General features: G+C 64.9%; 27 protein-coding genes. 7 read left to right on the top strand and 20 right to left on the bottom strand.

Annotation, left to right across the window (positions count from 1 at the left end; translation table 11 throughout):
* Nucleotides 1-48: 48 nt before the first annotated feature.
* Genes Q8R61_RS09840 through Q8R61_RS09825 form a run of 4 tightly spaced genes read right to left on the bottom strand, consistent with a single transcriptional unit; the run spans nt 49 to nt 4,509 of the window.
* The gene (locus Q8R61_RS09840) at nt 49-1,272 is read right to left on the bottom strand and encodes an ABC transporter permease (protein WP_305536701.1); all 1,224 of its coding nucleotides are present in this window, start codon (nt 1,270-1,272) and stop codon (nt 49-51) included.
* Nucleotides 1,269-2,000, bottom strand: coding sequence for an ABC transporter ATP-binding protein (locus Q8R61_RS09835; RefSeq protein ID WP_305536700.1), 732 nt, complete (start codon nt 1,998-2,000; stop codon nt 1,269-1,271). Before Q8R61_RS09835 ends, Q8R61_RS09840 begins: the two co-directional genes overlap by 4 nt.
* Nucleotides 2,000-3,130: an efflux RND transporter periplasmic adaptor subunit gene (locus Q8R61_RS09830; protein ID WP_305536699.1), complete on the bottom strand. Its 1,131-nt coding sequence runs from the start codon at nt 3,128-3,130 to the stop codon at nt 2,000-2,002. The genes Q8R61_RS09835 and Q8R61_RS09830 overlap by 1 nt, the downstream gene beginning before the upstream one ends.
* Nucleotides 3,127-4,509 carry a TolC family protein gene (locus tag Q8R61_RS09825; RefSeq protein WP_305536698.1) on the bottom strand — a complete coding sequence of 461 codons (1,383 nt, stop codon included), beginning with the start codon at nt 4,507-4,509 and terminating at the stop codon, nt 3,127-3,129. The genes Q8R61_RS09830 and Q8R61_RS09825 overlap by 4 nt, the downstream gene beginning before the upstream one ends.
* Before the next feature lie 129 nt (nt 4,510-4,638).
* Between Q8R61_RS09825 and mutM the strand changes: the two genes are divergently transcribed.
* Nucleotides 4,639-5,451, top strand: coding sequence for a bifunctional DNA-formamidopyrimidine glycosylase/DNA-(apurinic or apyrimidinic site) lyase (gene mutM / locus Q8R61_RS09820; protein WP_305536696.1), 813 nt, complete (start codon nt 4,639-4,641; stop codon nt 5,449-5,451).
* A gap of 72 nt (nt 5,452-5,523) precedes the next feature.
* The gene (locus Q8R61_RS09815) at nt 5,524-7,488 is read left to right on the top strand and encodes a dynamin family protein (protein ID WP_305536694.1); all 1,965 of its coding nucleotides are present in this window, start codon (nt 5,524-5,526) and stop codon (nt 7,486-7,488) included.
* An 18-nt stretch (nt 7,489-7,506) separates the two neighbouring features.
* Here the strand turns inward: Q8R61_RS09815 and Q8R61_RS09810 are convergent, their stop codons facing one another.
* The 5 genes from Q8R61_RS09810 to Q8R61_RS09790 are packed head-to-tail and all read right to left on the bottom strand — an operon-like array spanning nt 7,507 to nt 11,520.
* Nucleotides 7,507-7,758, bottom strand: a complete 252-nt coding sequence (locus Q8R61_RS09810; protein WP_305536692.1) for a YfhL family 4Fe-4S dicluster ferredoxin — start codon at nt 7,756-7,758, stop codon at nt 7,507-7,509.
* 18 nt (nt 7,759-7,776) lie between these two features.
* Nucleotides 7,777-8,259 (bottom strand): pantetheine-phosphate adenylyltransferase, encoded by a 483-nt coding sequence (gene coaD, locus Q8R61_RS09805; protein WP_305536690.1) that lies wholly within the window; start codon nt 8,257-8,259, stop codon nt 7,777-7,779.
* A gap of 7 nt (nt 8,260-8,266) precedes the next feature.
* Entirely contained in the window at nt 8,267-8,842 is a 576-nt protein-coding gene (gene rsmD / locus Q8R61_RS09800; RefSeq protein ID WP_305536688.1) for a 16S rRNA (guanine(966)-N(2))-methyltransferase RsmD, read from the bottom strand.
* Nucleotides 8,832-10,139: a pitrilysin family protein gene (locus Q8R61_RS09795; RefSeq protein ID WP_305536728.1), complete on the bottom strand. Its 1,308-nt coding sequence runs from the start codon at nt 10,137-10,139 to the stop codon at nt 8,832-8,834. The genes rsmD and Q8R61_RS09795 overlap by 11 nt, the downstream gene beginning before the upstream one ends.
* Before the next feature lie 19 nt (nt 10,140-10,158).
* On the bottom strand, nt 10,159-11,520 hold the full coding sequence (locus tag Q8R61_RS09790) for a pitrilysin family protein (RefSeq protein WP_305536686.1): 1,362 nt from the start codon (nt 11,518-11,520) through the stop codon (nt 10,159-10,161).
* A 123-nt stretch (nt 11,521-11,643) separates the two neighbouring features.
* On the opposite strand from Q8R61_RS09790, the gene ftsY reads away from it, so the two are divergent.
* The 5 genes from ftsY (at nt 11,644) to Q8R61_RS09765 (ending at nt 16,158) form a co-directional block, all read left to right on the top strand.
* Nucleotides 11,644-12,648, top strand: a complete 1,005-nt coding sequence (ftsY, locus tag Q8R61_RS09785; protein ID WP_305536684.1) for a signal recognition particle-docking protein FtsY — start codon at nt 11,644-11,646, stop codon at nt 12,646-12,648.
* A 13-nt stretch (nt 12,649-12,661) separates the two neighbouring features.
* Nucleotides 12,662-13,327, top strand: a complete 666-nt coding sequence (ftsE, locus tag Q8R61_RS09780) for a cell division ATP-binding protein FtsE (protein WP_305536682.1) — start codon at nt 12,662-12,664, stop codon at nt 13,325-13,327.
* Nucleotides 13,321-14,229, top strand: coding sequence for a permease-like cell division protein FtsX (gene ftsX, locus Q8R61_RS09775; protein ID WP_305536680.1), 909 nt, complete (start codon nt 13,321-13,323; stop codon nt 14,227-14,229). The genes ftsE and ftsX overlap by 7 nt, the downstream gene beginning before the upstream one ends.
* A gap of 80 nt (nt 14,230-14,309) precedes the next feature.
* Entirely contained in the window at nt 14,310-15,155 is an 846-nt protein-coding gene (gene rpoH, locus Q8R61_RS09770) for an RNA polymerase sigma factor RpoH (protein WP_305536678.1), read from the top strand.
* Between the two features lie 31 nt (nt 15,156-15,186).
* A complete protein-coding gene (locus Q8R61_RS09765; protein ID WP_305536676.1) occupies nt 15,187-16,158 on the top strand; it encodes a DUF3943 domain-containing protein in 972 nt (323 codons plus the stop codon).
* Between the two features lie 243 nt (nt 16,159-16,401).
* Here Q8R61_RS09765 and ccoS read toward each other — a convergent pair whose 3' ends face one another.
* From ccoS to Q8R61_RS09710, 11 genes are all read right to left on the bottom strand, one after another.
* Nucleotides 16,402-16,587 (bottom strand): cbb3-type cytochrome oxidase assembly protein CcoS, encoded by a 186-nt coding sequence (gene ccoS, locus Q8R61_RS09760; RefSeq protein ID WP_305536674.1) that lies wholly within the window; start codon nt 16,585-16,587, stop codon nt 16,402-16,404.
* Entirely contained in the window at nt 16,584-17,360 is a 777-nt protein-coding gene (locus Q8R61_RS09755) for a FixH family protein (RefSeq protein WP_305536673.1), read from the bottom strand. The genes ccoS and Q8R61_RS09755 overlap by 4 nt, the downstream gene beginning before the upstream one ends.
* Nucleotides 17,357-18,793 (bottom strand): cytochrome c oxidase accessory protein CcoG, encoded by a 1,437-nt coding sequence (gene ccoG, locus Q8R61_RS09750; RefSeq protein WP_305536671.1) that lies wholly within the window; start codon nt 18,791-18,793, stop codon nt 17,357-17,359. The genes Q8R61_RS09755 and ccoG overlap by 4 nt, the downstream gene beginning before the upstream one ends.
* A 75-nt stretch (nt 18,794-18,868) precedes the next feature.
* Nucleotides 18,869-19,789 (bottom strand): cytochrome-c oxidase, cbb3-type subunit III, encoded by a 921-nt coding sequence (gene ccoP, locus Q8R61_RS09745; protein WP_305536669.1) that lies wholly within the window; start codon nt 19,787-19,789, stop codon nt 18,869-18,871.
* A complete protein-coding gene (locus Q8R61_RS09740; protein ID WP_305536667.1) occupies nt 19,786-19,983 on the bottom strand; it encodes a cbb3-type cytochrome c oxidase subunit 3 in 198 nt (65 codons plus the stop codon). The genes ccoP and Q8R61_RS09740 overlap by 4 nt, the downstream gene beginning before the upstream one ends.
* Nucleotides 19,984-20,002: 19 nt before the next feature.
* Nucleotides 20,003-20,749 (bottom strand): cytochrome-c oxidase, cbb3-type subunit II, encoded by a 747-nt coding sequence (gene ccoO, locus Q8R61_RS09735; RefSeq protein ID WP_305536665.1) that lies wholly within the window; start codon nt 20,747-20,749, stop codon nt 20,003-20,005.
* 17 nt (nt 20,750-20,766) lie between these two features.
* Nucleotides 20,767-22,221, bottom strand: coding sequence for a cytochrome-c oxidase, cbb3-type subunit I (gene ccoN / locus Q8R61_RS09730; protein ID WP_305536663.1), 1,455 nt, complete (start codon nt 22,219-22,221; stop codon nt 20,767-20,769).
* Nucleotides 22,222-22,353: 132 nt separating this feature from the next.
* On the bottom strand, nt 22,354-22,941 hold the full coding sequence (locus Q8R61_RS09725) for an SCO family protein (protein WP_371133595.1): 588 nt from the start codon (nt 22,939-22,941) through the stop codon (nt 22,354-22,356).
* 2 nt (nt 22,942-22,943) lie between these two features.
* Nucleotides 22,944-23,408 (bottom strand): Rrf2 family transcriptional regulator, encoded by a 465-nt coding sequence (locus Q8R61_RS09720; protein ID WP_305536659.1) that lies wholly within the window; start codon nt 23,406-23,408, stop codon nt 22,944-22,946.
* Between the two features lie 83 nt (nt 23,409-23,491).
* Nucleotides 23,492-24,388, bottom strand: coding sequence for a heme o synthase (gene cyoE, locus Q8R61_RS09715; RefSeq protein ID WP_305536657.1), 897 nt, complete (start codon nt 24,386-24,388; stop codon nt 23,492-23,494).
* Between the two features lie 2 nt (nt 24,389-24,390).
* Nucleotides 24,391-25,374 carry a heme A synthase gene (locus Q8R61_RS09710; protein WP_305536654.1) on the bottom strand — a complete coding sequence of 328 codons (984 nt, stop codon included), beginning with the start codon at nt 25,372-25,374 and terminating at the stop codon, nt 24,391-24,393.
* Nucleotides 25,375-25,377: the final 3 nt, after the last annotated feature.

The following is a 25,377-nucleotide window of genomic DNA, read 5'->3' as shown; positions in this document are numbered from 1 at the left end:
TAAGCGTTCGATGCCCGCCTGCAAGCAAGGTTCACTCGGCCGGCCCTGTCATTGTGTGCGCAGCGCCTCGATCGGATCGAGGCTGGCGGCGCGCCGCGCCGGATAAAAGCCGAAAAACACGCCAATCAGGAAGGACACTCCCACCGCCATCAGCACCGAGGCCGCGGTCACCTCGACCGGCAGGCCGGCGAACTGGGCGACCAGCCAGGCACCGCCGACGCCCAGCGCCAGTCCGATGGCACAGCCGAACAGCGACAGCGTCAGCGCTTCGATCAGGAACTGCCACAGCACGTCGCGGCGGCGCGCGCCGATCGCCATCCGGATGCCGATTTCGCGGGTGCGCTCGGTCACCGACACCAGCATGATGTTCATGATGCCGATGCCGCCCACGATTAGCGAAATCGCGGCGATCGCACCGAGCAGCAGGCTCATGATGCGGGTGGTCGACGCGGCCGCCTCGGCGATCGCGGTCAGGTTGCGCACGGTGAAGTCGTCCTCCTGCCCGACGCCGATGCGGTGGCGGTTGCGCAGCAGTTCGTTGATCGCCGACTCAGCGGCGTCCATGGTTTTTTCCGAGGTCGCCTGCGCCATGATGAAGCGGGCACGGTTGCGCAGGCTGCCGCTGAAGATCTTCTGCTGCGCGCTGGTGATCGGCACGATCACCAGGTCATCCTGGTCGCGCCCGTCCAGGCTCTGGCCCTTGGCAGCGAGTACGCCGATCACCTCGAACGGCGCCTGGCGGATGCGGATGACCTTGCCGATCGGGTCCTCGTCGCCGAACAGTTCGCGCGCCACCACCTGGCCGATCACCGTCACCCGCGCGCCGCTGCGCACGTCGGACTCGCTGAAGAAACCGCCCGAGTCCATCGGCCAGTCGCGCACCACGGCGTAGTCCGGCGAGGTGCCGAACACCGAGGAACTCCAGTTGACGCCGCCATAGATCAGTTGTGCGCTGCCGGGCGTCACCGGCGACGCTGCCAGCACGTCCGGCAGGTCGCGGATGGCGTCGGCGTCGTCGAAGGTGAGCGTGGGCGCGCTGCCCATCGCCACCCGCGCGCCGCCGGTGGTGGAGGCGCCAGACATGATGATCAGGAGATTACTGCCCATCGATTCGATCGCGCCGCGCACCATCGCCTGCGCACCCTGTCCGATCGCCAGCATCAGGATCACCGCCGCCACCCCGATCATCATGCCGAGCATGGTGAGGAAGCTGCGCATGCGGTGGGTGGTGAGCGCGTGCCATGCGGTCTCGAACAAGCTGGTGAAAATCATGCGGCCGCCGTGGCCGTGGCCACGTCCTCGATCACGCGGCCGTCCTGGAAGCGGATGCGGCGCCGCGCGTACGCAGCGATGTCGGCCTCATGGGTCACCAGCACCAGCGTGATGCCCTCCTCGCGGTTAAGCTGGCTGAAAAAGCCCATCACCTGGTGGCTGGTTTCGCTGTCGAGGTTGCCGGTCGGCTCGTCGGCAAAAATGATGCGCGGACGGCTCGCCAACGCGCGCGCGATCGCCACCCGTTGCTGTTGGCCGCCCGACAGCTGCAGCGGCGTGTGGTGCGAGCGATCGCCCAGGCCGACCCGCTCGAGCACCGCCTGCGCCTGCTGCCGTCGCGCCTGGCGGCCCATGCCGGCGTACATCAGCGGCAGGGCGACGTTGTCGAGTGAAGTCAGCTTGGGCAGCAGGTTGAAGCCCTGGAACACGAAGCCGATTTCGCGGTTGCGCAGCGCCGCCAACTGGTCCGACGACATGCTGCTGACGTCGATGCCGTCGAGGTGATAGCTGCCGCGGGTCGGGCGATCAAGGCAGCCGAGCAGGTTCATGAAGGTGCTCTTGCCCGAGCCCGACGCGCCCATGATGGCGACGAACTCGCCCGCGGCGATCTCCAGGCTCACCCCGCGCAGCGCCTGGAACACGCCGGCGCCGGTGGGGTAGTCCTTTTCTAGGTTCTCCACTTGAATCAGCGGCTTGCCCGGTACGGCCAATGAATCCGGTGCGGCCATTAAAAGAGGCGCCCGCGCGGCATGCTGCTGTTGGCGTCCTTTTGGGCTTTGAGATCAGCCACGATCACCGCATCACCCGGCTTCAGCTCGCCGGAGACGATCTCGGTCCAGGCCTTGTCGCTGATGCCGGTCTTGACCGCCACCCGCACCGGCTTGCCGTCTGCACCCAGCACGTGCACCGCCGCGCCGCGCGGCGTGCTGCCGCGCTCAGCGTTCGGGTCGGTCGGCGGGCGGAAACGCAGCGACGCGGTCGGCACCCGCAGCACATCGGGACGGGTTTCGACTTCCACGCGCAGGTTGGCGGTCATGCCCGGCATCAGCGCAAGGTCGGGGTTGGCGACGTTGACCACCACGTTGTAGGTGACGACGTTCTGCTCGGTGGTCGCGTTCAGCCGCACCTGCCGCACCGCGCCGCTGTATTCGGCATCGGGAAACGCATCGACGCGGAATTTCACCGGCTGTCCCACCTTGATCTGGCCGATATCGGCTTCCGACACGGTGGAATCGATCTGCATCTGCGTCAGATCCTTGCCGATCTGGTACAACGTCGGCGTCTGGAAGCTCGCCGCGACGGTCTGACCGACGTCGACCTGGCGGTTGATCACGGTGCCGTCGACCGGCGAACGGATCACCGTGAAGCCCAGATTGGTCTGGTCGCGCGTCACCTGCGCGCGCGCCACCCGCACCAGCGCCATCGCCTGCTCGCGCGCCGCCCGTGTCTGGTCGAGTTCCTGGCGCGACACGTATTCCTGCTCAAACAGCGTCTGCATGCGCGTGGCATTGGCCTCGGCCAGTCTCAATTGCGCCTGCGCGTTGGCCAGGTTGGCGCTGCTTTGCGCCAGCGCCGCCTGGAACAGCGCGGGATCGAGCTCGGCGAGAATCTGCCCGGCCTTCACCTGCTGGTTGAAATCCGCCTCGATGCGCCGCACCGTGCCCGACACCTGGGTGCCGACGTTGACCAGTGTCACCGGGTTGAGCGTGCCGTTGGCCGACACCTCGGCGCGGATGTCGCCGCGGTCCACGATCTCGGTGCGGTATTGCGGCTCGGCCGTCTTGTCGCGCGTGCTCCACCACCAACCGCCTGCCGCCACCGCAGCGACCAGCACGACCACCATCCCTGTTTTCTTCATTGCATGCCTTCCTGTGGAACCGGTTCCATCCAGTCCCAGCTCAATTCACCCATCGCCTGTGCCAGTTCGGCGCGCACCACCCGCAGCCCCAGCCGGGTCAGTAACTGGGACTGGCGTGCCTGCGCCAGATTCGCCTGCGCGCTCAGCACGTCGAGCAGGATGCCCAGCCCCGCCTTGTAGCGCCCGAGTGCCAGCCGTTCCGCCGCCGCCGCGCTTTCCACCAGATCGGCGCTGCGACGGTCCGCCTCGGTTTCGCTCTGCAGTCGGTAGTACGCACGCCACACCTCGAGCGCCACCTGGTTGACCACGCGGTCGCGCTCGACCCGCGCCAGCTCGGCCTGGGTTTGTGCGGCGGCAATCTCGTAGGTGTTGCGGTAGCCGGTAAACAGCGGAATCGTCAGGTTGACGCCCACGCTGGAACTGTTGGCGACCTGGATGCCGCCGTCCTGCCGGCCGCTGGAAAAGAACGTGGACAGCCGCGGCTTGCCGGCTGCCTCGGCGTTGCGCACCCCGGCTTCGCGCGCCAGCAGCGTGGCTTCGGCGGCACGGAATTCCGGGCGGCGGGCGCGCGCGGCGTCGATCAGCGCGTCGACCGCGCCGCCGGGTTCGAGCGCCTGGCCGAACGCGGCCTCGTCGTCGGCCAGCTGCCAGGCCGTCTGACCGACGTCGCCCATCAGCGCCGCCAGCTCGCCTCTAAGCCGCGCGGCTTCGCCTTCGGCACGTATCCGCTCGATTTCGCGCTGGGTGTAGACCGTTTTCGCCTGCAGGCGGTCGACCGGAATGCCGGTGCCCGCTTCCACCCGCGCTGTTGCGGCTTTCAGCGCTTCGAGCGCGGACGCCTCGGCCTCGCGCGCCGCCGCCACCGCACCCTGCGCGGTGGCCAAGCTGAAATAGGCGGTGACGGTTTGCAGGTAGAGTACGCGCACGCTGGCGTCGTGGCTGGCATGCGCGGCAGCCAGCAAGGCTTCGGCCGCGTCGCGGCGCGCGGCCCGGCCGCCAAAGTCGTACAGCAGATACTGCGCATCCAGCCCGAGCTGCCAGGCGCTGCGGTCGTTCGGCAGCAGATCGTCGCCCCCGCGTGCCAGCCGGGCACTCAGGGAAACCTCCGGCAGGTAGGCGCTTTGCGCCTGCCCCAGCTCGGCGGCCCGCAGCCGCGCCGTCAGCCAGGCGCTGCGGGTGGCGGGGTTGGCGCACAGCGCGCGCTCGACCGCGCGCGCCAGCGTGAGCGTGCCCACCACGGCGGTCGCCTCGCAGGCTTCCGCCGGACGCAGTTCGGCCGCCGGCGACGGCAGCGTGCGCGCCATGACGAGGAAGGGATCCGCAGCCGAGGCCGCACTGCTGACCAGCATCACCAGCAGCAAGGAGAGTCGAGTATTCAAATTGGAGACAACATGTCAGGAGCGAAATGCCCACGGTGAGAATGGCAGTGTATCGGTTCGGTTCCCCTGCGGGGCAAACCCGCATGCGGAACGCGTATCATCGACAGCCCGGTTCCTCAGTTGCCCCCCATGCCCGAACTGCCCGAAGTCGAAACCACCCGCCTCGGCCTGCTGCCCCGGCTGCAGGGCCGCACGCTCAAGCGCATCGTGGTGCGCAACCCGCGCCTGCGCTGGCCGGTGCCGGATGACCTCGAAGCCCGGCTGGCCGGTTTGCCGCTGCAGGCGCTCGACCGGCGCGGCAAATACCTGTTGTTCGGCTTCGGCACCGCCACGCAGATCGTGCACCTGGGCATGTCGGGCAGCCTGCGCTTTGCCGCGCCGGACGAGCCCGCCGCGCTGCACGACCACATCGACTGGCTGTTCGACGACGGCACCACGCTCAGGCTGCGCGACCCGCGCCGTTTCGGCGCGGTGCTGTGGACCGACGACGCCACACAACACCCGCTGCTGGCGCATCTGGGGCCGGAGCCGCTCACCGCCGCGTTCGACGCGGCCTATCTGCATGCACAGTGCCAACGCCGCAGCGCCGCCATCAAGCAGGTCATCATGGACGCGCAGGTGGTGGTCGGCGTCGGCAATATTTATGCGTCGGAATCGCTGTTTCATGCCGGCATCCGACCCGCCACCGCCGCCCGCCGGCTCAGCCGTCCGGCCTGCGAACGGCTGGCGGCGGCGATCAAGCGGGTGCTGGCCGCGGCGATTGCCGCGGGTGGCAGCTCCTTGCGCGACTATGTCGCCAGCGACGGCGAACTGGGGTATTTTCAGCTGCAGACACGGGTGTACGATCGTGAAAGCCAGCCTTGCAAGGTATGCAACACCCCGATTCGCCGCATCGTGCAGGGCCAGCGCGCAAGCTTCTACTGCCCGGCCTGCCAGCGCTGAGCCCCTTTCCTGGATCAAGTTTGTGATGAAATTTCCGTTAAATAATCGTTTCTTATCAGGCGGTTTGCCCGCATGAAGCTCATGACGCTGGTTGACGAGTTCGAGCACTACAGCGCCTGGCGCGACGCCGTGTACGTCCGCGTCGAGGCGCTGCGCGACTGGCTCAACGCGCAGGAACTGGGCGATGCGGAATCCGAACGCCAGTTGAACCAGTTGCTCGAACGCCTGCAGACGGACACGCTGAACGTGGCCTTCGTCGCCGAATTCTCGCGCGGCAAATCCGAGCTAATCAACGCGATTTTCTTTTCCGACTATCGGCAGCGGGTCCTGCCGTCGTCCGCCGGGCGCACCACGATGTGCCCCACCGAGCTGTATTACACGCCGACCCGACGCCCTGTACTGCGGCTGCTGCCGATCGAAACCAAGACCCGGGCGGGCAGCATTGCGGAATTTAAGCGCGACGACGACGCCTGGACCGAATTCCCGCTCAACCTCGACTCTGCCGATGAGATGAGCGCGACCCTGATGCGCCTGTCCGACACGATGTCGGTCGACGCCGCCACCGCCGAGGCCTATGGCCTGATCAACCAGGACGACGAGGAAACGGCGCGCAACCTGGCACGCGACGGCAGCATCGCGATACCGCGCTGGCGCCACGCGATGATCAATTTTCCGCATCCGCTGCTGAAACAGGGCCTGGTCATCCTCGACACGCCGGGACTCAACGCCATCGGCACCGAACCGGAACTGACGCTCAACATGCTGCCCAGTGCGCATGCGGTGCTGTTTTTGCTGTCGGCCGACACCGGCGTGACCAAATCCGACATCGAGATCTGGCGCCGCTATATCGCGCCGGTGCAGGGTGCCAGTCGCGCGCGGCTGGTGGTGCTGAACAAGATCGACGGTTTGTGGGACGACCTCCGGAGCGAAGACGAGATCAATGCCGAAATCGCCAAGCAGGTGACGGGCAGCGCGACGCTGCTCGACTTGCCGGCCGCCCAGGTCTACCCGGTGTCGGCGCAGAAGGCGCTGGTGGCCAAGGTGAAGAACGACCCCGCGCTGCTGGCGAGAAGCCGCCTGCCGCTGCTGGAGTCGGCGCTGTCGCAGGAACTGATCCCCTGCAAGCAGGCACTGGTCGGTGAATCGACCCAGGGCGGTGTGGAAGACGTGGTGGTGAAGACCACCGAACTGCTGGAAACCCGGATCGCCACGCTGCAGGACCAGATCGACGAACTGGAAGGGCTGCGCGGCAAGAACCGCGATGTCATCCAGCACATGATGGTCAAGGCCAATGCAGACCAGCAGCAGTTCGAACGCGGCCTGCTGCAGTTCAATGCGCTGCGCAGTGTGTTCGCCAAACAGGTCGAGGTGCTGCGCAGCCATCTCAGCATGCGGGTGGTGCGCGAGAACGTGCGCGAGACCCGTCTGGTCATGGAAAAAAGCCGCTTCAGCACCGGCCTGCGCGAGGCGATGGGCCATTTCTTTCGCCAGATGGATGCCGACCTGAAGACCTCGTCGGAATCGGTCCGGGAAATCCGCAACATGATGACGGCGATGTACCGGAAATTCAGCGACGAGCACGGTCTGGCTGCGGTGAGCCCGCCGAATTTCAGCCTGCGCAAGTACCGCAAGGAAATGGCGCGGCTGGAGGGCGTGTTCGACGAACGCTTCAACTCGATGTTCAGGATGCTGACCGTAGGACAGCAGCAGCTGACCGCGCGCTTCTTCGAAACGCTGGCGAGCGAAGTGGTGCGGGTGTTCGAACTGGCCAACCGCGAGACCGAGGCCTGGCTGAAGGCCCTGATCGCGCCGATGGAAACCCAGGTGCGCGAGCACAAGGTTCAGCTCAAGCGCCGGATCGAAAGCGTCAGCCGCATTCATGCCGCGACCGAAACGCTGGACGAGCGCATTGCCGAGCTTGAAGCCAATATGGCAATGGTGAGCGATCAGATGGACCAGCTGGCGCGCATCAACACCCACATCAGCCACGCCCTGTCCGATCAGCCGGGCGAGAGCCGCCTCTTCAAAATCGCCTGAGCAGCGACGTGCCTGGACTTACTTGGCGGCGGTCAGGCGCAGGAATTTCTCCTGAAGCGTCTCGCGGGTTTCCGGGTAATCCGGATTCAAAGGGATGCAGTCGACCGGGCACACTTCCACACATTGCGGCGTATCAAAGTGGCCGACGCATTCGGTGCACTTGTTGGGATCGATGATGTAGATTTCATCGCCCTGGGAAATGGCGTCGTTGGGGCATTCGGGCAGGCAGACGTCGCAATTGATGCATTCGTCCGTGATCATCATTGACATGGGGTTCTCCGAGTCATATCAGCTTTTGCTTATTTTCTCACTTAATCGCCGGGCCACCAATGGGTGGACGAAGGGCGTCACGTCGCCGCCCAGTTGCGCGATCTCGCGGATCATGCTGGCCGAAATGAACATGTACTGGTCCGACGGCGTCAGGAACAGGGTTTCGATGTCGGGCTTGAGGTTGCGGTTCATGCCCGCCAGCTGGAATTCGTATTCGAAGTCGGACGCCGCGCGCAGCCCCCGCAGCACGGCGACCGCGCCCTGCTCGGCGACAAAATCGATCAGCAGGCCGGAAAAGCCCTCGACCCGCACCTGCGTCACGTCGGCCAGCACCTCGCGTGTCATCGCCACGCGTTCATCCATGCTGAAGTAGGGCCGCTTGTTGCGCGCCTCGGCCACCGCGACAACGACATGATCGAACAGGCGGACCGCGCGCCGCACCAGGTCCTCGTGGCCGCGCGTGATGGGGTCGAAGGTGCCGGGATAGACGGCTGTCAGCATCGTGGACTCATTCCTTTATCAGCAGGGCGAAATGCGAGCGCCCCGCGCGCCCGCTGCGATGCATGATAAACCCCGGCGGCGCGATCACCGCCGTTCCCTGTTCGACATAGGCCTGGCCGCCGGATTTCAGATGACGGGCCAGGTCGGCCAGCACCGGTCCGGCAAGGTCGCTGTCGAACGGCGGATCGACGAAGATCAGGTCGAAGGCCTCGCGGCTGTTTGCCAGCCAGGCCAGCGCATCGGCGCGTAGGATGTCGACCTGCTTCGCACCCAGCACGACGCGGTTTTTTTCCAGCGCGTCGAGGGCGGCGCGATCGCGTTCGATCATGACCACGCGCCCCGCGCCGCGCGAGGCCGCCTCAAAGCCGAGCGCCCCGCTGCCGGCAAACAGGTCGAGGCAGGTCCAGCCCGGCAGGTCCTGTCCCAGCCAGTTGAACAGTGTTTCGCGCACGCGGTCGGGCGTGGGGCGCAGGCCGGCGCTGTCGGGAAAATCGAGCAGGCGACGGCGGTACTGGCCGCCGATGATGCGCACCCGGTTGGGCGCTCCGTGCGCCCGTTGCGGCGGCGCGCGCTTAGCGAGCACGCCCCGCCCCCACCACCACGGTCACCAGCGCGTCAGGGTTGATGGTGCGAGCGAACGCCTGTTTCACCGCGGCCACGTCGACCGCATTGACCTGGTCGACCCAGGTGTCCAGATAATCCAGCGGCAGGTTGTAAAAGCCGATCATCGCCAGGTAGTCGAGGATTTTCCGGTTGCTGTCGATGCGCAGCGGAAACCCGCCGCTGAGGTTGGATTTGGCCTGCGTGAGCTCGGCCTCGGTCGGGCCCTCGGCGATGAACTGCCGCAGCGTGTCCCGTGCCACGTTCAGCGCGTCATCGGTCTGCTCCAGCTTGGTCTGCAGGCCCAGCTGGAACGGACCGGCTTCCCGCATCGGCATGAAATAGCTGTAGGCGCTGTAGGCATAACCGCGCTTGTCGCGCACCTCGCGCATCAGCCGCGAATCGAAGCCGCCGCCGCCCAGTACGTAGTTGCCGACGAAGAGCGGAAAGAAATCGGGATCGTTGCGCGCGACGCCGACGACGCCGAACCGCACGTGGCTTTGCGTGGACGGATGGGCGATGCGCGCATCGGACACGGCGGCGGGCACCGGCTTCGGCAAGGCCGGCACCGGTGCGGCGCGCGGCAAGCCGGACGCCAGCCGGGTGGCGATGGCTTCGGCCTCGGCGCGGCTGATGTCGCCCATCAGCGAAATCACCGCATTGGACGCGCTGTAATGCCTGCGGTAAAACGCCTGCAGGTCGCCGCGCGCCAGCCGCGCCAGCGCAGCGGGATCGCCGGATTCGTCGTTTGCATAGGGATGGCTGCCATACAGCGCGCGATAAAACGCCTTGCCGGCCACCGCACCGGGATCGGCCTCGTCCTCGCGGATCGAGGCGATGAGACGCTGCGTCTCACGCTTCACCACCGCCTGCGGAAAATCGGGGCGCTGCAACACCAGGGCGAGCAAATCGAGCGCCTTGTCCTTTTCGGCCGCGGACGACAGCGTGCGCAAGGTCACGCCGGCGCGGTCGCGGTCCAGGCGCCCCGACAGCACGGCGCCCACATCGGCCAGCCGATGCGCGATGGCGGTGTCGGACAGGCCGCCCGCCCCCTGGTCGAGCAGGCCATGGGTCAGCCGGGCCAGCCCCGACTTGCCCGCCGGGTCACGCGCGCTGCCGGCGCGAAAATCCACGGCGACATCGAGCATCGGCAGCTCATGGCTTTCGACAAAATACACCCGCGCACCCTGCGGCGTCTGCCAGTGCTGGATCGCGAGTGCGGCCTGTGCCGCCAGCGGCAGGCCCAGCAGCAGGCATGCAAAAACCATCCGGATCATCATTCCGCGCATTTCCTTCGCCTCAATTCGCATGGCGCACTCCCGGCACGGCAGCGGCGCGCAGCTTCGCCTGCAGCGGCTGCGGGTCGAGTTCGGCCACACTCAGGCGTTCGTCCTGCAGCCATTTTTTGGCGGCAGCCTGCACTTCCGCCACGGTCACCGCGCGCAGCTTCTCGACCCGTCGCTCCAGCGCCTCGGGGGGCAGGCCGGCAATCACGTAATCGCCCAGCTGCATGGCCTGATAAAACAGCGAATCGCGCTGGTACACATCGGCGGCGATGACCTGCGCTTTGACCCGTGTGAGCTCCGCCTCGCTGATGCCTTCGCGCTGCACACGCGCGATTTCCGTGCGGATCGCCTTTTCAAGCTCAGCCACCGACTTGCCCTGCGCGGGCGTCGCGTCGATCATGAACATGCCGGGCCCGCGCGTGACGGCGTCATACCCCGCGCTCGCGTTGACCGCGATCTGCTGCGTCTTGACCAGCCGCTTTTGCAGGCGCGCCGAATCGTTGCCGGACAGCACGCCGGCCAGAATCTGCAGCGCATAGGGCTCGCTGTCGCGCGCCCAGTCGCGCAGCGTGGGCGCATGCCAGGCCATCAGCAGGTAGGGCAGCTGCGCCGGCGCTTTCACCACGATGCGCTTGGTGCCGATCTGCTCGGGCTCTGCCTGCGGCTTGCGCTCCGGCAAGGCTCGCGCGGGCAGCGCGCCAAAATACTGCTTCGCCAGCGCGACCACGGCGTCGGCCTGCACGTCGCCCGCCACCACCAGGGTGGCGTTGTTGGGCCCATACCAGCGCGCATACCAGTCGCGCGCGTCCTGCGCGGTCATGTTCTGCAAATCGTCCATCCAGCCGATGATGGGGCGGCGATAGGGGTGCGTCTGGTAGGCGGTCGCCATCAGGCGTTCGTACACCACCGATTGCGCCTGATCGTCGGTACGCAACCGACGCTCTTCCATCACCACCTGGATTTCCTTGGCGAACAGTTCATCGCTGATGACAAGATGGGCCATGCGATCCGCCTCCAGCTGCATCGACAGTTCGAGCCGGTCCTTCTGCATCTGCTGGAAATATGCCGTGTAGTCGCGGCTGGTGAAGGCGTTTTCGCGCCCACCCGCCGCGGCGATGCGCTTGGAGAACTCGCCCGGCGGCACCGCCTTGGTGCCCTTGAACATCATGTGCTCGAGCACGTGCGCAACGCCTGTGGTGCCGTTGAATTCGTCGATCGATCCGGCGCGGTACCACACCTGCGACACCATCACCGGCGCGCGCCGGTCTTCCTTCACGATGACCCGCATGCCGTTTTCCAGCGTCACGTCGGTCAAGGTCGCCTGCGCGCCACCTGTCAGCAGCACCGCCAGGCCGATTGCCCAAAGACTGCGCATGTTCGTCCCTCTGATTGATTAAGCCTGATTGATTAAGCCTGATTGATTGAGCCTGAATGATAAGCCGCATCCGAATGATAAGATTGGGCGTCCGTCGAACAGCTGTGCTGACCGCCCACCTCCGTGTTTAGTTTCTTCAAGCCCAAACCCACCGATCCCGCGCCCGCCGCCGACGCGCCGGCCGACGTCCCTGCCGTCGAATCGACCGCGCCCCGCCCGGGGTGGGCGCAGCGGCTGAAAGCCGGCCTCGCCAAGACCCGCGACCGTCTGGGCGGCCAGCTGTCCGGCCTGTTTGGCGTCGGACGCAAGATCGACGCCGCGCTGTTCGAGGAACTGGAAACCATCCTCATCACCGCCGACATCGGCGTCGACGCCACCCAGACGCTGCTCGACACGCTGCAGAAAAAAGTGCGGCGCGAAAACCTCACCGAAGCGTCCGACCTGCAGGCCGCGCTGAAAGACGCGCTGGTCGACTTGCTGACACCGCTGCAGGCGCCGCTCGACGTCACCACGCACAAGCCCTTCATCCTGATGCTGGCCGGTGTCAACGGCGCCGGCAAAACCACCACCATCGGCAAGCTTGCCAAGCTGTACCAGGCGCAGGGGCTGTCGGTGCTGCTGGCGGCGGGTGACACCTTCCGTGCCGCGGCGCGCGAGCAACTGCAGGTCTGGGGCGAGCGCAACAATGTCACCGTGGTGAGCCAGGAAAAAGGCGATTCCGCCGCGGTGATCTTCGACGCCATTCAGGCCGCGCAGGCGCGCAAGATTGATGTGGTGCTGGCCGACACCGCCGGTCGCCTGCCGACCCAGCTGCATTTGATGGAAGAGATCAAGAAGGTCAAGCGGGTGATCGAAAAGGCCGCGCTCGGCGCCCCGCACGAAGTGCTGCTGGTGCTCGACGCCAACACCGGGCAGAACGCGGTCACCCAGGTCAAGGCCTTCGACGACGCGCTCGGCGTGACCGGCCTGGTGCTGACCAAGCTCGACGGCACCGCCAAGGGCGGCGCGATCGCGGCCATCGCGAAAGCGAGACCGATCCCGGTGCGCTACATCGGCGTGGGCGAAACCGTCGACGACCTGCGGCCTTTCGTTGCACGCGAATTCGTCGAGGCAATTTTCACTCTATGAAGCGGCGCACGGCATGATCAATTTCAGTCAGGTCACCAAGCGCTACCCCGGCGGGCATGAGGCACTGTCGGGCGTCAACTTCACCGTCGAACAAGGCGAACTGGTGTTCCTGACCGGGCATTCCGGCGCCGGCAAAAGCACGCTGCTGAAGCTCATCGCCGCGATCGAACGGCCGACCAGCGGGGTGGTGTCGGTCAGCGGCCAGAACGTCGGACGTCTGCCGCGCCGTGCCATTCCCTACCTGCGCCGCAACATCGGCCTGGTGTTCCAGGACCACAAGCTCCTGTTCGACCGCAACGTGATCGAGAACGTGCTGCTGCCGCTCGACATCGCCGGACTCGAGCGGCGCGAGGCGCTGAAGCGCGCCCGCGCGGTCATCGACAAGGTCGGCCTGCTCGCGCGCGAAAAAGCCAACCCGGTCAGCCTGTCGGGCGGCGAGCAGCAGCGCCTGTGCATCGCCCGCGCGCTGGTCGGCCGCCCCGCACTGCTGCTGGCCGATGAGCCCACCGGCAACCTCGACGCCGGCTATGCCGCCGACATCATGTCGATGTTCCGCGACTTTCATCAAGTCGGCACTACACTGCTGATTGCCACCCACGACGACCGCGCCATCACCGCGCTGGGCGGTCGCATGCTCAGGCTCGATCACGGCCGGGTGGCGGAGACGACGTCATGGTAGGCTGGCTGCGCCACCAGAAGCACGCGCTCGGCTCGGCGCTGCGGCGCCTGCGCGCGCAGCCGGTCACCACGCTGCTCACCGCGCTGGCGATGGGGGTGGCGATCAGCCTGCCGAGCGGCCTTTATCTCGGTCTGGTCAACCTCAGCCGGCTGGCGGGCGACCTGCCGGCGCAGCCGGAAATCAGCGTGTTTCTCGACGCCCGCGTCGCGGCGGCCCAGCAATCTGCTATCGCCACCCGGCTCAAGCAGCCCGACATCGCCGCGGCCCGCTTCGTGTCGCGCGACGAGGCGCTGTCCGATCTGATCGCGGCGCAGGACCTCGGCGACGTCACTACCGGCCTGGCCAGCAATCCCCTGCCCGACGCCTGGGTGGTGCGCCCGCGCGACACCACGCGTGAGGCCATGATGCGGATTGCCACCGAACTGAGCGCCTTGCCCGGGGTGGCGGAAACCCACCTCGACAGCCAGTGGGCCGACCGCCTGCAGGCGGCGCTTGCGCTCGGCCGCGCCGGCGTCGCGCTGCTGGCGGCCCTGTTCGCGATTGCGCTGGTCGCCATTTCAGGCAATGCCATCCGCGCGTTGGTGCTGGCCCGGCGCGACGAAATCCAGGTCAGCCGGCTGATCGGCGCCACCGACCGCTACATCCGGCGCCCTTTCCTCTATCTGGGCGCGCTGCAGGGCCTGCTCGGCGGGCTCGCGGCCGGCACCGTACTGGCCGGCGCCGGCCTCTGGCTGCGCACGCCGGTCGAACACCTGTCCGGCCTGTACGGCTCGAGCTTCCACCTGCTGCCCCCCTCTGCGACCGAAATCGCCGTCGTGCTCGGACTCACCACGCTGTTCGGCTGGCTCGGCGCCTGGCTCTCGGTCACTCGGTCGCTGCGCCAGGTCGAAGCCGCGCCCTGATACTGGCCGGGGAACCCGGGCCGATTTTGGCACTCTTAATATCCGAGTGCTAAAATGAAATTTGAAGGGGGTATATCCGCATGACAGACACGATGACGTTACCGATCCCGGCGGCTTACAGCCTGGAAAGCTACATCCAGACCGTCAACCGCTACCCCATGCTGACGCTGGAAGACGAGCAGCGGCTGTCGCGCGCGTGGCATGACAAGCAGGACGTCGAGGCCGCCCGCCAGTTGGTGGTTTCGCACCTGCGCGTGGTGGTGAGCGTGGCGCGCCATTACTTGGGCTACGGCCTGCCGCACGCCGACCTCATCCAGGAAGGCAATGTCGGGCTGATGAAGGCCGTGAAGCGCTTCGACCCGGACCGCGGCGTGCGCCTGGTCTCGTTCGCGCTGCACTGGATTCGCGCCGAGATCCACGAATACGTGCTACGCAACTGGCGGCTGGTCAAGGTCGCCACCACCAAGGCGCAGCGCAAGCTGTTCTTCAACCTGCGCAGCCTGAAGCAGTCGCTCAACGCACTGACGCTGAAGGAAGCCGACGCCATGGCGAAGGAGCTCAACGTCAGCCGCAAGGACGTGCTGGAAATGGAGACCCGCATGTCGGGGCACGACATGTCGATCGACCCGATGCTCGACGACAGCGAGGACAGCTATTGCCCGCTGGCCTATCTGGCCAGCCCGGACGAGAACCCGGCCCAGCTGCTGGAGCGCGAGCAGACCGAACAGCTGCGCCATACGGGCCTCGCCACTGCGCTGGAGAACCTGGACGCGCGCAGCCGCCGCATCATCCAGGCCCGCTGGCTGGCCGAGGGCCAAGCGTCGACGCTGCACGAACTGGCGGCGGAGTACGGCGTCTCCGCCGAACGCATCCGACAGATCGAGGCACGCGCGCTGCAGAAAATGCGGGCAGCGATCCCGGCCTGACGGTCAGCCCTGACCCCTAAAAGCAGCCCCCATGCGGGGCTGCTTTTTTATTCGCAGCAAGCCCGCGCAGCTGCGTGACTGCGCAGATTTGCTAGCATTCAGATTCCGTGATGACAGGTTCGACATGCGCACGCCTCACCGCATCCTCCTCGGTTTTGCCTGCAGCATGTTCTGCGTCGCGCTGGCGATTGCCGACATTCCCGCAGCTGACACGCCCGCCGAATGGTCCGGCATGGCCGGGCACATGCCCACACCTCTAGCAGCGTCATTCAGCCACAGCCCTGACCCCAGTATCGCGCAGCGCGACGAGCCTGGCGGGAAATCGAATGGATATTCCTGGCGGGGGACATCGACCGAAACGCCGGATTGGCAGGGTGTTGGCCGCGATGTCGGCTATTTCCTCGGCTACCAGTTTGCGGCCATCGCCGTGCTGTATGTTGCACCCGAGAGCATCTCCGGATGGGACCGCGAGCAGAAGCGGAACTACAGCTTCGACAAGTGGCGCAACAATGTGAGCAAGCCGGTGTGGGACGAAGACCGCTGGTGGATCAACTACGTCCTGCATCCCTACTGGGGCGCAGCATATTACATTCAGGCACGGGAACGCGGCCTCGACCGGATGCAGGCTTTCTGGTATTCGGCCCTGTTGTCCACGCTCTTCGAATATGGCGCGGAAGCGCTGGCGGAGCCCGTCTCCGCGCAGGATCTGGTGATCACGCCCGTGGTGGGCGCGCTGGTCGGAGAATACCTGTTCGCGCCATTACGGAAACGCATCCGCGCCAAACCCGGCCCCTTCGACTGGTCAGACAAGACCCTGCTGTTCATCACCGACCCGCTGGGCGTGATGAGCGCGGAAACCGACCGTTTGCTGGGGGTCAAGACGTCGCTGCAGTGGCAACCGGTTGGCCTGCACACAAGCGGCAGGGACGGCCTGGCCGGCGCGATGACGCATGGGCGCACGCTTGCGCCAGTCTGGGGACTGCAGTTTCGCGCAGACTGGTAATGCGGCGGCGTCCAAGCCGGGCGTTCTTCCGTCAACAAACGACACCCCAAACAATTCAGCCCCGCATTGCGGGGCTGAATTGTTTGGGGTGCAGCGCGCTCAGAAGAACGAGGCGACCAGGACCGACAGAACGCTGATCCAGGCCCAGATGATCATGCCGACCACCACCACCATGGGGAAACTTTGGAAAGTCAAAAGCTGTTTCATCGTACAGGCTCCATTCAGATATAAACGAATTCTAATTTATTCATCCTTGTCGCTCAAGCGGCGATTCGGCAGCAGGGGGTCGTCGTCGTCCATCAGGATGCGCTCGGCCGGCCCTTCCAGGTCGTCGAACTGGCCGCTCTTGATCGACCAGAACACCCCGGCGATGATCAGCAACACGAAAATGCCGGACAACAGGAAGAGGAAACCCATGATGCCGCTCATGGCGCAGCCAGCTCCTGCGTCTGCTGGTACTGCAGCGCGCGGTCGCGCAGCAGGCGCACCTCGACCAGCCAGCGGCCGCCGGCCGGCAATGCCAGCATGCCGCCGTAGACGCCGGCGCCCAGCGTATCGAGGGCGACGGTGTGTGAGGCTTGCGTAGCACCTGGGCGCAGCAGGCGCACTTCGGCATCGAGGCGCTCGACCGGCAGGCCGGTGCGGTCGCGCACGCGCACCTCGATTGCGCGCGAGCTGTCGCTGCCGTGCAAGCCGCCGACCTCGACCTGCCAGCCGAGTTCGGACTCGCGATGGGTCTGGCTGAGTTCGGACGACACCGCCTTGGCCGCGCTCTGGCCATGTTCGACCACGCCGGAAAATCCGCTGTGGACCGCGCCGCCGTCGCTGCCCAGCCACCAGCGCCCCAGTTCCCCGGGCAGGCCGTTGCTGGCGATATACAACAGGCTGCCGTTGATCACGACCAGCCCCATGAAAAAAGCAATCAGCAGCTTGGGCGCCCAGTGCATGCGCCCTGCGCTGCGGCGCCGGAACTGGGTCACCGCAAACAGCACCAGGCCCGCGGCGAGAAAGACCGAAATATGCATGGCCACCACATCGAGCCCCGGCCAGCGCCCGACGATCAGCAGGAAATACGCGAGCAGCGGCAACAGTCCGGCCAGCAGCGCGCGCAGAATGGGCGGCAGCGTCGGGAAGCGTCCGCCGATCTGGTAGAGGACAAGGACAGCCAGCAGGCCGCCGGATAGCGTGGTCATCGTGTTCATGGTCGTTTCCCCGGGTGGTCGAAGCGGACGCGCTCCTTGCGCGCGTCCTCGGGCTTGCCCTTAGGCGTCAGGACCAAGTCGAAGCCCGGCGTTCTGGCCGCCACTGTGGGCGGCAGCCTGACGCTGGCCTGCACCAGCCCGCTGTGGCCCGACTTGATGGTGATTTCGCGGAAGTGGCCGACATCGAGCGCATCCGCCGGGATGCCCTGAGCAGAGATGACGTAGGTCTGCGCCTGCGCCGCCTTGTTGGTGATGCGGATCTGGTAACGGTTGCGGATATCGCCGTTGGACAGCACCACATACAGCGGCTGGCGGATCTGGGTAATCGCACGGTCGAAGCTGCCACGGCTGGCGATACTGTAGACCAGATAGGCACTCATCAGCACCAGCGCCACGCCGTAGCCGATGATTTTCAGCCGCTTCCAGTGCAGTTTAGGGGGAGCGGGCGCGGGGGACGCCAGGTTCTGTTCCGAATCGTAGCGGATCAGGCCGCGCGGAAAATTGAACGAATCCATGATGGTGTTGCAGGCGTCGATGCACAGGCCGCAGGAAATGCACTTGTACTGCAGGCCATCGCGGATATCGATGCCGGCGGGACAGACCTGCACGCACAGGCCGCAGTCGACGCAGTCGCCGAGGCCTTTTTCGTGACGCTCGGACAGCGTGCGCTGGCCGGCGCGCGCGGCGGCGCGACCGTGCGCCGCTTCGCCACGGCGGTCATCATAGTGGACGGCCAGCGTTTCCGGTTCGTACATCACGCTCTGGAAACGGCCGTAAGGACAGACGTAGGTGCAGATCTGCTCGCGCATCAGGCCGGCCGCGGCATAGGTCGACAGCGTCAGGATACTGGTCGTGATGTAGGCGGCTGAAGCGGCCTGGCCGGTGAAAAAGTCCACCACCAGTTGTGGCGCATAGGTGAAATAGGCGACGAAGGTGAGCCCGGTCCAGAACGACACCACCCCCCACAGCGCGTGGGTGCCGCCGATCTTGAAGATTTTCTCGCGGTCCCAAGGCTGGCGATAGAGGCGGACCCGGGCCGGCCGCTCGCCCTGGATCTTGTGCTCGATCCAGATGAAGAAGTCGGTCCATAGCGTCTGGAAGCAGAAGTAGCCGCAGAATGCGCGGCCGACCAGACCTGTCACGAAAAACAGCAGGATAGCGGCGATGAACAGGAGCAGCGCCAGCCAGATGACGTCCTGCGGATAGACCGTCAGGCCGAAAATCAGGAACCGGCGTCCCGGCAAATCGAACAGCACCGCCTGTGCCGGCGCATCCAGACGCGACCAGGGCAGCCAGGGCAGCAGGAAATAGATCGCATAGGCCAGCGCCAGCACCGTGGTTTTGAAACGGCGAAAGCGTCCCGTCACCGAGCGGGTGACGATGGGAATGCGTTTCTGATAAAGACCGAGCTGGTCTTCTAAGCCTGTCTGCATGACGCAACCGGTTGGATGGATGTGAAGCAAAAGCCCCCGAAAACGGGGGCTTTGCTCATCGCGTCACCGGCGGCCTTACTGCCCACCGCCCAGTTCATGTACGTAGACTGTCAACACCTTGATTTGTTCTGGCGTCAAGCGGCCTGCCCACGCCGGCATCACGCCCTTGTTGAGGCCGCCGGCGATGACGCTGCGGATCGCCGCAACCTTGCCCTCGCCCGTTTCCGCGCCCGGCACGTCGGCCCACAGCCAGACGTTGTCGGTGAGGTTGGGCGCGCCCATGTCCTGGCGCCCGGTGGCTTCGCTGGTATGGCAGTAAAAACAGGCGGCGGTTTCGCTGCGGAACAGCACGTCGCCCGCGGCAGCCTTGCCCGCATCGTGTCCGATGCCGGCGCGGCTGGCGACGTAATGGGCGAGCTGGTCGATCTGCTGGCCGTTGAGCACTTCGTTGAAGGCCGGCATGTAGCCGCGTCGTCCGTCCATCAGGGTTTCATGGACTTTCTCGAACGAACCGCCATACAGCCAGTCGTCGTCGGTCAGGTTGGGAAAGAAGCCGATCACGCCCTGTCCACCGGCCTGGTGGCAGGCGGCGCAGTTGTCGGCGAACAGCACCTTGCCTGCAGACAGGATGAAGCCGTTCATCTCGGGATCACGAGCGATCTGCTCGTACGACATGGCCTCGATCTTGTCGAAGTAGGGCTTTTGCGCGAGCGCAGCCTTGTTCATGTCGGCCATCAGCAACGCACGGGTATTCCAGCTGTGCGTCTTTGTTTCGCCTTCGCTGTTGACATAGGTGATTTCCGACACGCCGCCGATCCAGCCCTTGCCCAGCGGCCAGGACGGGTAGATGGTCCAGTACACCAGCGCGAACACCACCGTGGCATAGAAGGTGTATACCCACCACACCGGCAACGGGTTGTTGTATTCCTGCAGGTCGCCGTCCCACGCGTGGCCGGTGGTTTGAACCGTTTGAGATTGTAGTTTTTGCTCGCTCATTGCTTGTCCTTCGTGCCGTCTTGTTCGCCTGGCTGGTCGTCGAGAAAGGGAATATTGCGGTACGACTCGAGTTGCTTGCTCCGCTTCTTGCTACCGTAGACGTAGATCACGATGCCCATAAAGGTGACGAAAAAAATGATCAGGGCCAGCGGCTTGGTGTTCTCGGGTTTGGAAAACCACATCAGCCATTCCATGCCGTGCTCCCCGCTGCGATCAGCGGTCGCCGACGAAAGCGTCGTCGGCGTACTTGCTGAAATCGACCATGGTGCCGAGCACCTGCAGATAGGCCACCAGCGCGTCCATTTCGGAAATGCCGGAGCGGTCGCCGTCGTAGTTTCCGAAGTTGGCCTGTTCAACCAGATTCTTCTGCGCATCGGGGATGTGCAGCTGCTTGGCCACGGTCTCGCCGAACTTGGTGACGTTGGCGTCGTATTCAGCCTGCGACAGCGAATACGGCACGCCCACCTTGCGCAGCGCCTTCATGCGGCCGGCGACATCGGAAATATCCAGCGGCGTCGACAGCAGCCAAGGGTAGTTCGGCATCACCGACTCGGGCACCATCGAGCGCGGCGCCACCATGTGCTGCACGTGCCATTCGTTGGAATACTTTCCGCCGACGCGCGCGAGGTCCGGACCGGTGCGCTTGGAGCCCCACTGGAATGGGTGGTCGTACTGCGACTCCGCCGCCAGTGAGTAATGGCCGTAGCGCAGCTTCTCGTCGCGGAACGGACGAATCATCTGCGAGTGGCAGGTGTAGCAGCCTTCGCGGATGTAGATGTCGCGACCGCGCTGCTCCAGCGGCGTGTAGGGGCGCACGCCCTCGACCTTTTCGATGGTCTCGTCGATCAGGAACAGCGGCGCGATTTCCACCAGTCCGCCGACGCTGATCGCCAGCATGGTCAACACGGACATCAGGCCGATGTTGGTTTCAATCCATTCGTGTTTGAAGTTGAAGTTCATCTCTTATCGTCCCTGAATCATGCGTGCGCCATCTTGGCGGCCAGCTTGGCTTCCAGCGCAGCGCTCTCGCGCTTGCCCTGGCGGATGGTCATGAACATGTTGTACGTCATCAGCACGGTGCCGGTGAGGAAGAACATGCCGCCGATGGCGCGCATGGCGTAGAAGGGCATCATGGCCGCGACGGATTCGGCGAACGAGTACTGCAGGTTGCCGAACTCGTCGAAGGCGCGCCACATCAGGCCCTGGGTGATGCCGGAAATCCACATCGCGACGATGTACAGCACGATGCCGATGGTGGCGAGCCAGAAGTGCCACTCGATCAGTTTCGCGCTATAGATCTTGGTGTCCCACAGCTTGGGCATCATGTGATACAGCGAGCCGAACGAGATCATTGCCACCCAGCCCAGCGCGCCGGAGTGCACGTGGCCCACGGTCCAGTCGGTGTAGTGGCTCAAGGCGTTGACTTCCTTCAGCGACATCATCGGGCCTTCGAAGGTCGACATGCCGTAGAACGACAGCGCGACGATCATGAAACGCATCACCGGGTCGGTACGCAGTTTGTCCCAGGCACCTGACAGGGTCATGATGCCGTTGATCATGCCGCCCCACGAGGGCATCAGGAGCAGGATCGAGAATGCCGCGGCCAGCGACGAGGTCCAGTCGGGCAGCGCGGTCCAGTGCAGGTGGTGCGCGCCCACCCACATGTACATGAAGCTCAGCGCCCAGAAGTGGACGATGGACAGGCGATAGGAATAGATCGGACGGCCGGCCTGCTTCGGCACGAAGTAATACATCATGCCGAGGAAAGCGGCGGTCAGGAAGAAGCCCACCGCGTTGTGGCCGTACCACCACTGCGTCATCGCGTCCTGGGTGCCGGCGAACAGGCTGTAGGATTTCATCGAGAACAGGTCAACCGGCATCGCCAGGTTGTTGAAGGTGTGCAGCAGCGCGGTGGCCAGGATGAAGGCGAGATAGAACCAGTTGGCGACGTAGATGTGCGGCTGCTTGCGGCGCATGATGGTGCCGACGAACAGGATCAGGTAGGTGACCCACACCACCAGGATCAGCAGGTCGATCGGCCATTCCATCTCGGCGTACTCGCGGCCCTGCGAATAGCCCATCACGTACGACAGCGCAGCCAGCACGATCACGGTCTGCCAGCCCCAGAAAGTGAAGCTGGCCATGCCGTCTGAAATCAGGCGGGTCTGGCAGGTGCGCTGCACCACATAGTAAGAGGTGGCAAACAGCGCCGAGCCGCCGAAGCCGAAGATCACCGCGCTGGTATGAACCGGGCGGAAACGGCCGAAGGAGAAATAGGGGCTGTCGAAGTTGAGAAACGGCCAGGCCAGCTCGGACGCGATATAGACGCCGACAAACATGCCGACCACCGCCCACACCAGCGACATGACGGAAAATTTCTTAACGATATCAAAGTTGTATTGTTCCGCACCGGAATATGTGGTTACCGCCATCGACCGCTCCTGTTGTCCGCGAAAGGGCGCTGGGCCGCGCCTTATTACAGCATATGCTTATATTAAAAAACTGCGGGATTATAAGTCAGTCCGGTCGGCCTCTGCAACCCACCCCGCCCACCCGGGCAAGGTTCAGGATGTCGCCAGCAGGACTTTCAGATCATGGGCAATGGCGTCCGGGCTGCTGCCGTAAGACATCAATAGCCGCAGGTTCCCCTGTTTATCAAATACATAGGTGCCTGCGCTGTGGTCGATCAGGTAATCGTCCACGCCTTTTACCGATGTCTTTTGATAGACCACTTTGAATTCCTTCGCCAATTCGCGCAGCGCGGTTTCTTCGGCGTACATGCCGAGAAATCCGGGATTGAAGGCGGGCACGAAGGTTTTCAGCACCTCCGGGGTGTCGCGCTCGGGGTCGACCGTGACGAAAATGACCTGTACCTGCTCGGCTCCGACGCCCAGCTGCTCGAGTGCGCGCGCAAAGTCCGACAGCGTGGTGGGGCAGACATCCGGGCAATGCACGTAGCCGAAGAACACGGCCACAACCTTGCCTCTGAAATCCGCCAGTTCACGGACGCGACCGGTGTGGTCGGTGAGCTTGAAATCTCGCGCAAAAGCCGCGCCCGTGATGTCGGTCGCCTGGAACGCGGGAGCCTGCGGCGTGGGCTGGCAGGCCGCCAGCGTGAGCGCGGCCAGTGCGCCAAGCGCGGCAAGTCGCATCCTCATGGTCGGACCTGCTCAAACATCTGCCCCGGCATGTCGGCCAGGCGGTATTTGCCGGACTCGACCGCTTTCGCCAGCTTGTCGAGCGTGGTGTCTTGCAGCAGGTCGATGATTTTCTTCTTCACCGGCAGCCAGCGGAAATGCAGCGGGCAGGCGGTTTCATCGCTGCATTTCTTCAGGCCCAGCAGGCAACTCTGGGTAAACGCCGGCCCTTCGGTCAGCAGCAGGATCTGCATCAGCGTGATCTTGTCGCCCGTTTCGCGCAGGCAGAACCCGCCCAGGCGGCCACGGAACGAGAACAGCAGGTTGCCCTTGGCCAGGCCCTGCAGGATCTTAGCGAGGTAGGGCGCGGGCACGCCGAGCTGGGCTGCGATGTCCTTGTTGAGCACCGGCGTGGCGTTCGGCTGGGTGGCCATGTAAATCAGGGCTTGCACGGCATACTGACTGGTTCGGGAGAGGATCATTGCGCGCCTCTGGAGGATAAGTAGGCACAATATAAAACAATCTTGTCCGAATATCCAGATAGGGGCTTATTTCCCCATATAAATCAAATGGGTATTTTGAAATAATGGTCGACCAGCATCACCGCGAACAGCAGACTCAGATACCAGATGGAAAAGCGGAAGGTTTCCTTCGCCAGTTCGTCGCTGTAGGTGCGGTGCAGGCGCCAGCCATAGTGGATGAACCGACCGCCCAGCAGCACCGCGCCGGCCAGGTAGATCCAGCCGCTCATGCCGGTGGCGATCGGCAGCATGGTCACGGCAAACAGCAGCAGCGTATAGAGCAGCACATGCAACCGGGTATAGGCCTCGCCGTGGGTGACGGGCAGCATCGGCAGCCCGGCTTTGGCGTACTCCTCACGGCGATAAAGTGCCAGCGCCCAGAAATGCGGCGGCGTCCAGGCAAAGATGATGAGGAATAGCAGCAGCGCGTCGTGATGCAGTTCACCGGTGGCCGCGGCCCAGCCCAGCACCGGCGGCATCGCGCCGGAGGCGCCGCCGATGACGATGTTCTGCGGCGTGGCCGGCTTCAGGATGGCGGTGTAAATAATGGCGTAGCCGACAAAGGTGGCCAGCGTCAGCCACATGGTGAGCGGATTGACGAAGACGTGCAGCAGATACAAGCCGATGCCGCCGACCACGCCGGAAAACACCAGCGTCTGCGTATTGGTCAGTTCGCCGCGCGGCAGCGGACGCGCGCGGGTGCGCGCCATCATCGCATCGATTTTCTGCTCGACCAGGCAATTGAAAGCGGCCGCCGCAGAGGCCACCAGCGCGATGCCCAGCGTGCCGGCCCACAGCACGTTCCACGCTGGCCAGGCCGGCACGGCGAGAAACATGCCGATCACTGCGGTAAAGACGATCAGGCTGACCACCCTCAACTTGCACAAGGCCAGAAATTGCTGGCAGCGGCAGGCCGCGCCCTGCATCATCGCGGACTCCATCCTCATCTCCTGCTTACCCGGTAGTTCAGCCAGACCAGACTGGCCAGCAACAGCGCCGCCCCGGTGTTATGCGCCACCGCCAGACCCAGCGGCAGGCTCAGCAGCACATTGCTAATGCCCAGCGACACTTGCAGCACCAACAGCGCGCCCACGGCCACAGCCTGGCCGGCATAGGCCGGGGTACGCAGCAAGCGCACCACTAGCCAGCCGAGGTAGAGGGTCACGATCAGTGCCATCACCCGGTGCACCCAATGGATCGCCGTCAGAGACTGCATCGACAGCAACTCGCCACTTGCGGTTTCGCCCAGTTCACGGTGCAGGGTGAAGGCGTGCTCGAAATCCATCGGCGGCAGCCACATGTCCTGGCACATCGGGAAATCGGAACAGGCCAGCGCTGCGTAGTTGGTACTGACCCAGCCGCCCAGGGCGATCTGCACCCCCACCAGCACCAGCCCAAGCAGGGCGCCGGTGCGCAGATGTGTAGCGCGTGCGTAATAGGCTTGGGTCGAACGCCCTTTTTCACGCAGCCACAGCCACACCAGCAGCGACAGCGTCGCCATGCCGCCCAGCAGGTGCGCGGTGACGACCAGGGGTTTCAGCAGCTTGGTCACGGTCCACATGCCCAGCATCGACTGGAAGATGATCAGCGCCAGCAACAGCAGCGGCAGCCCGGCACCGCCCGCGCCATCGTTGCGCCGGCGCCAGCCTATCACCGCGATCGCCAGCACTATCAGCCCCAGCGCACCGGCGAAATAGCGGTGCACCATTTCCTTCCAGGCCTTGGCGTGCGACACCGGGCCGCCGGGGCGCTCTACGAGTTCGGCGTTGATGTGCTCGGCCGCATGCAGCGGGGTGATCTTGCCATAGCAGCCGGGCCAGTCCGGGCAACCCAGGCCGGCATCCGATAGGCGCACGTATGCGCCGAGGCTCACCACACCCAGCGTCAGGATCAGCGCGGCCAGAATGAGATTGCGATAGGAAATCATGAC

The organism is Thiobacillus sp. (genome assembly GCF_030696885.1).
In the GTDB taxonomy this organism is placed as follows: domain Bacteria; phylum Pseudomonadota; class Gammaproteobacteria; order Burkholderiales; family Thiobacillaceae; genus Thiobacillus.
This window is presented reverse-complemented; position numbering and strand designations above follow the sequence as displayed.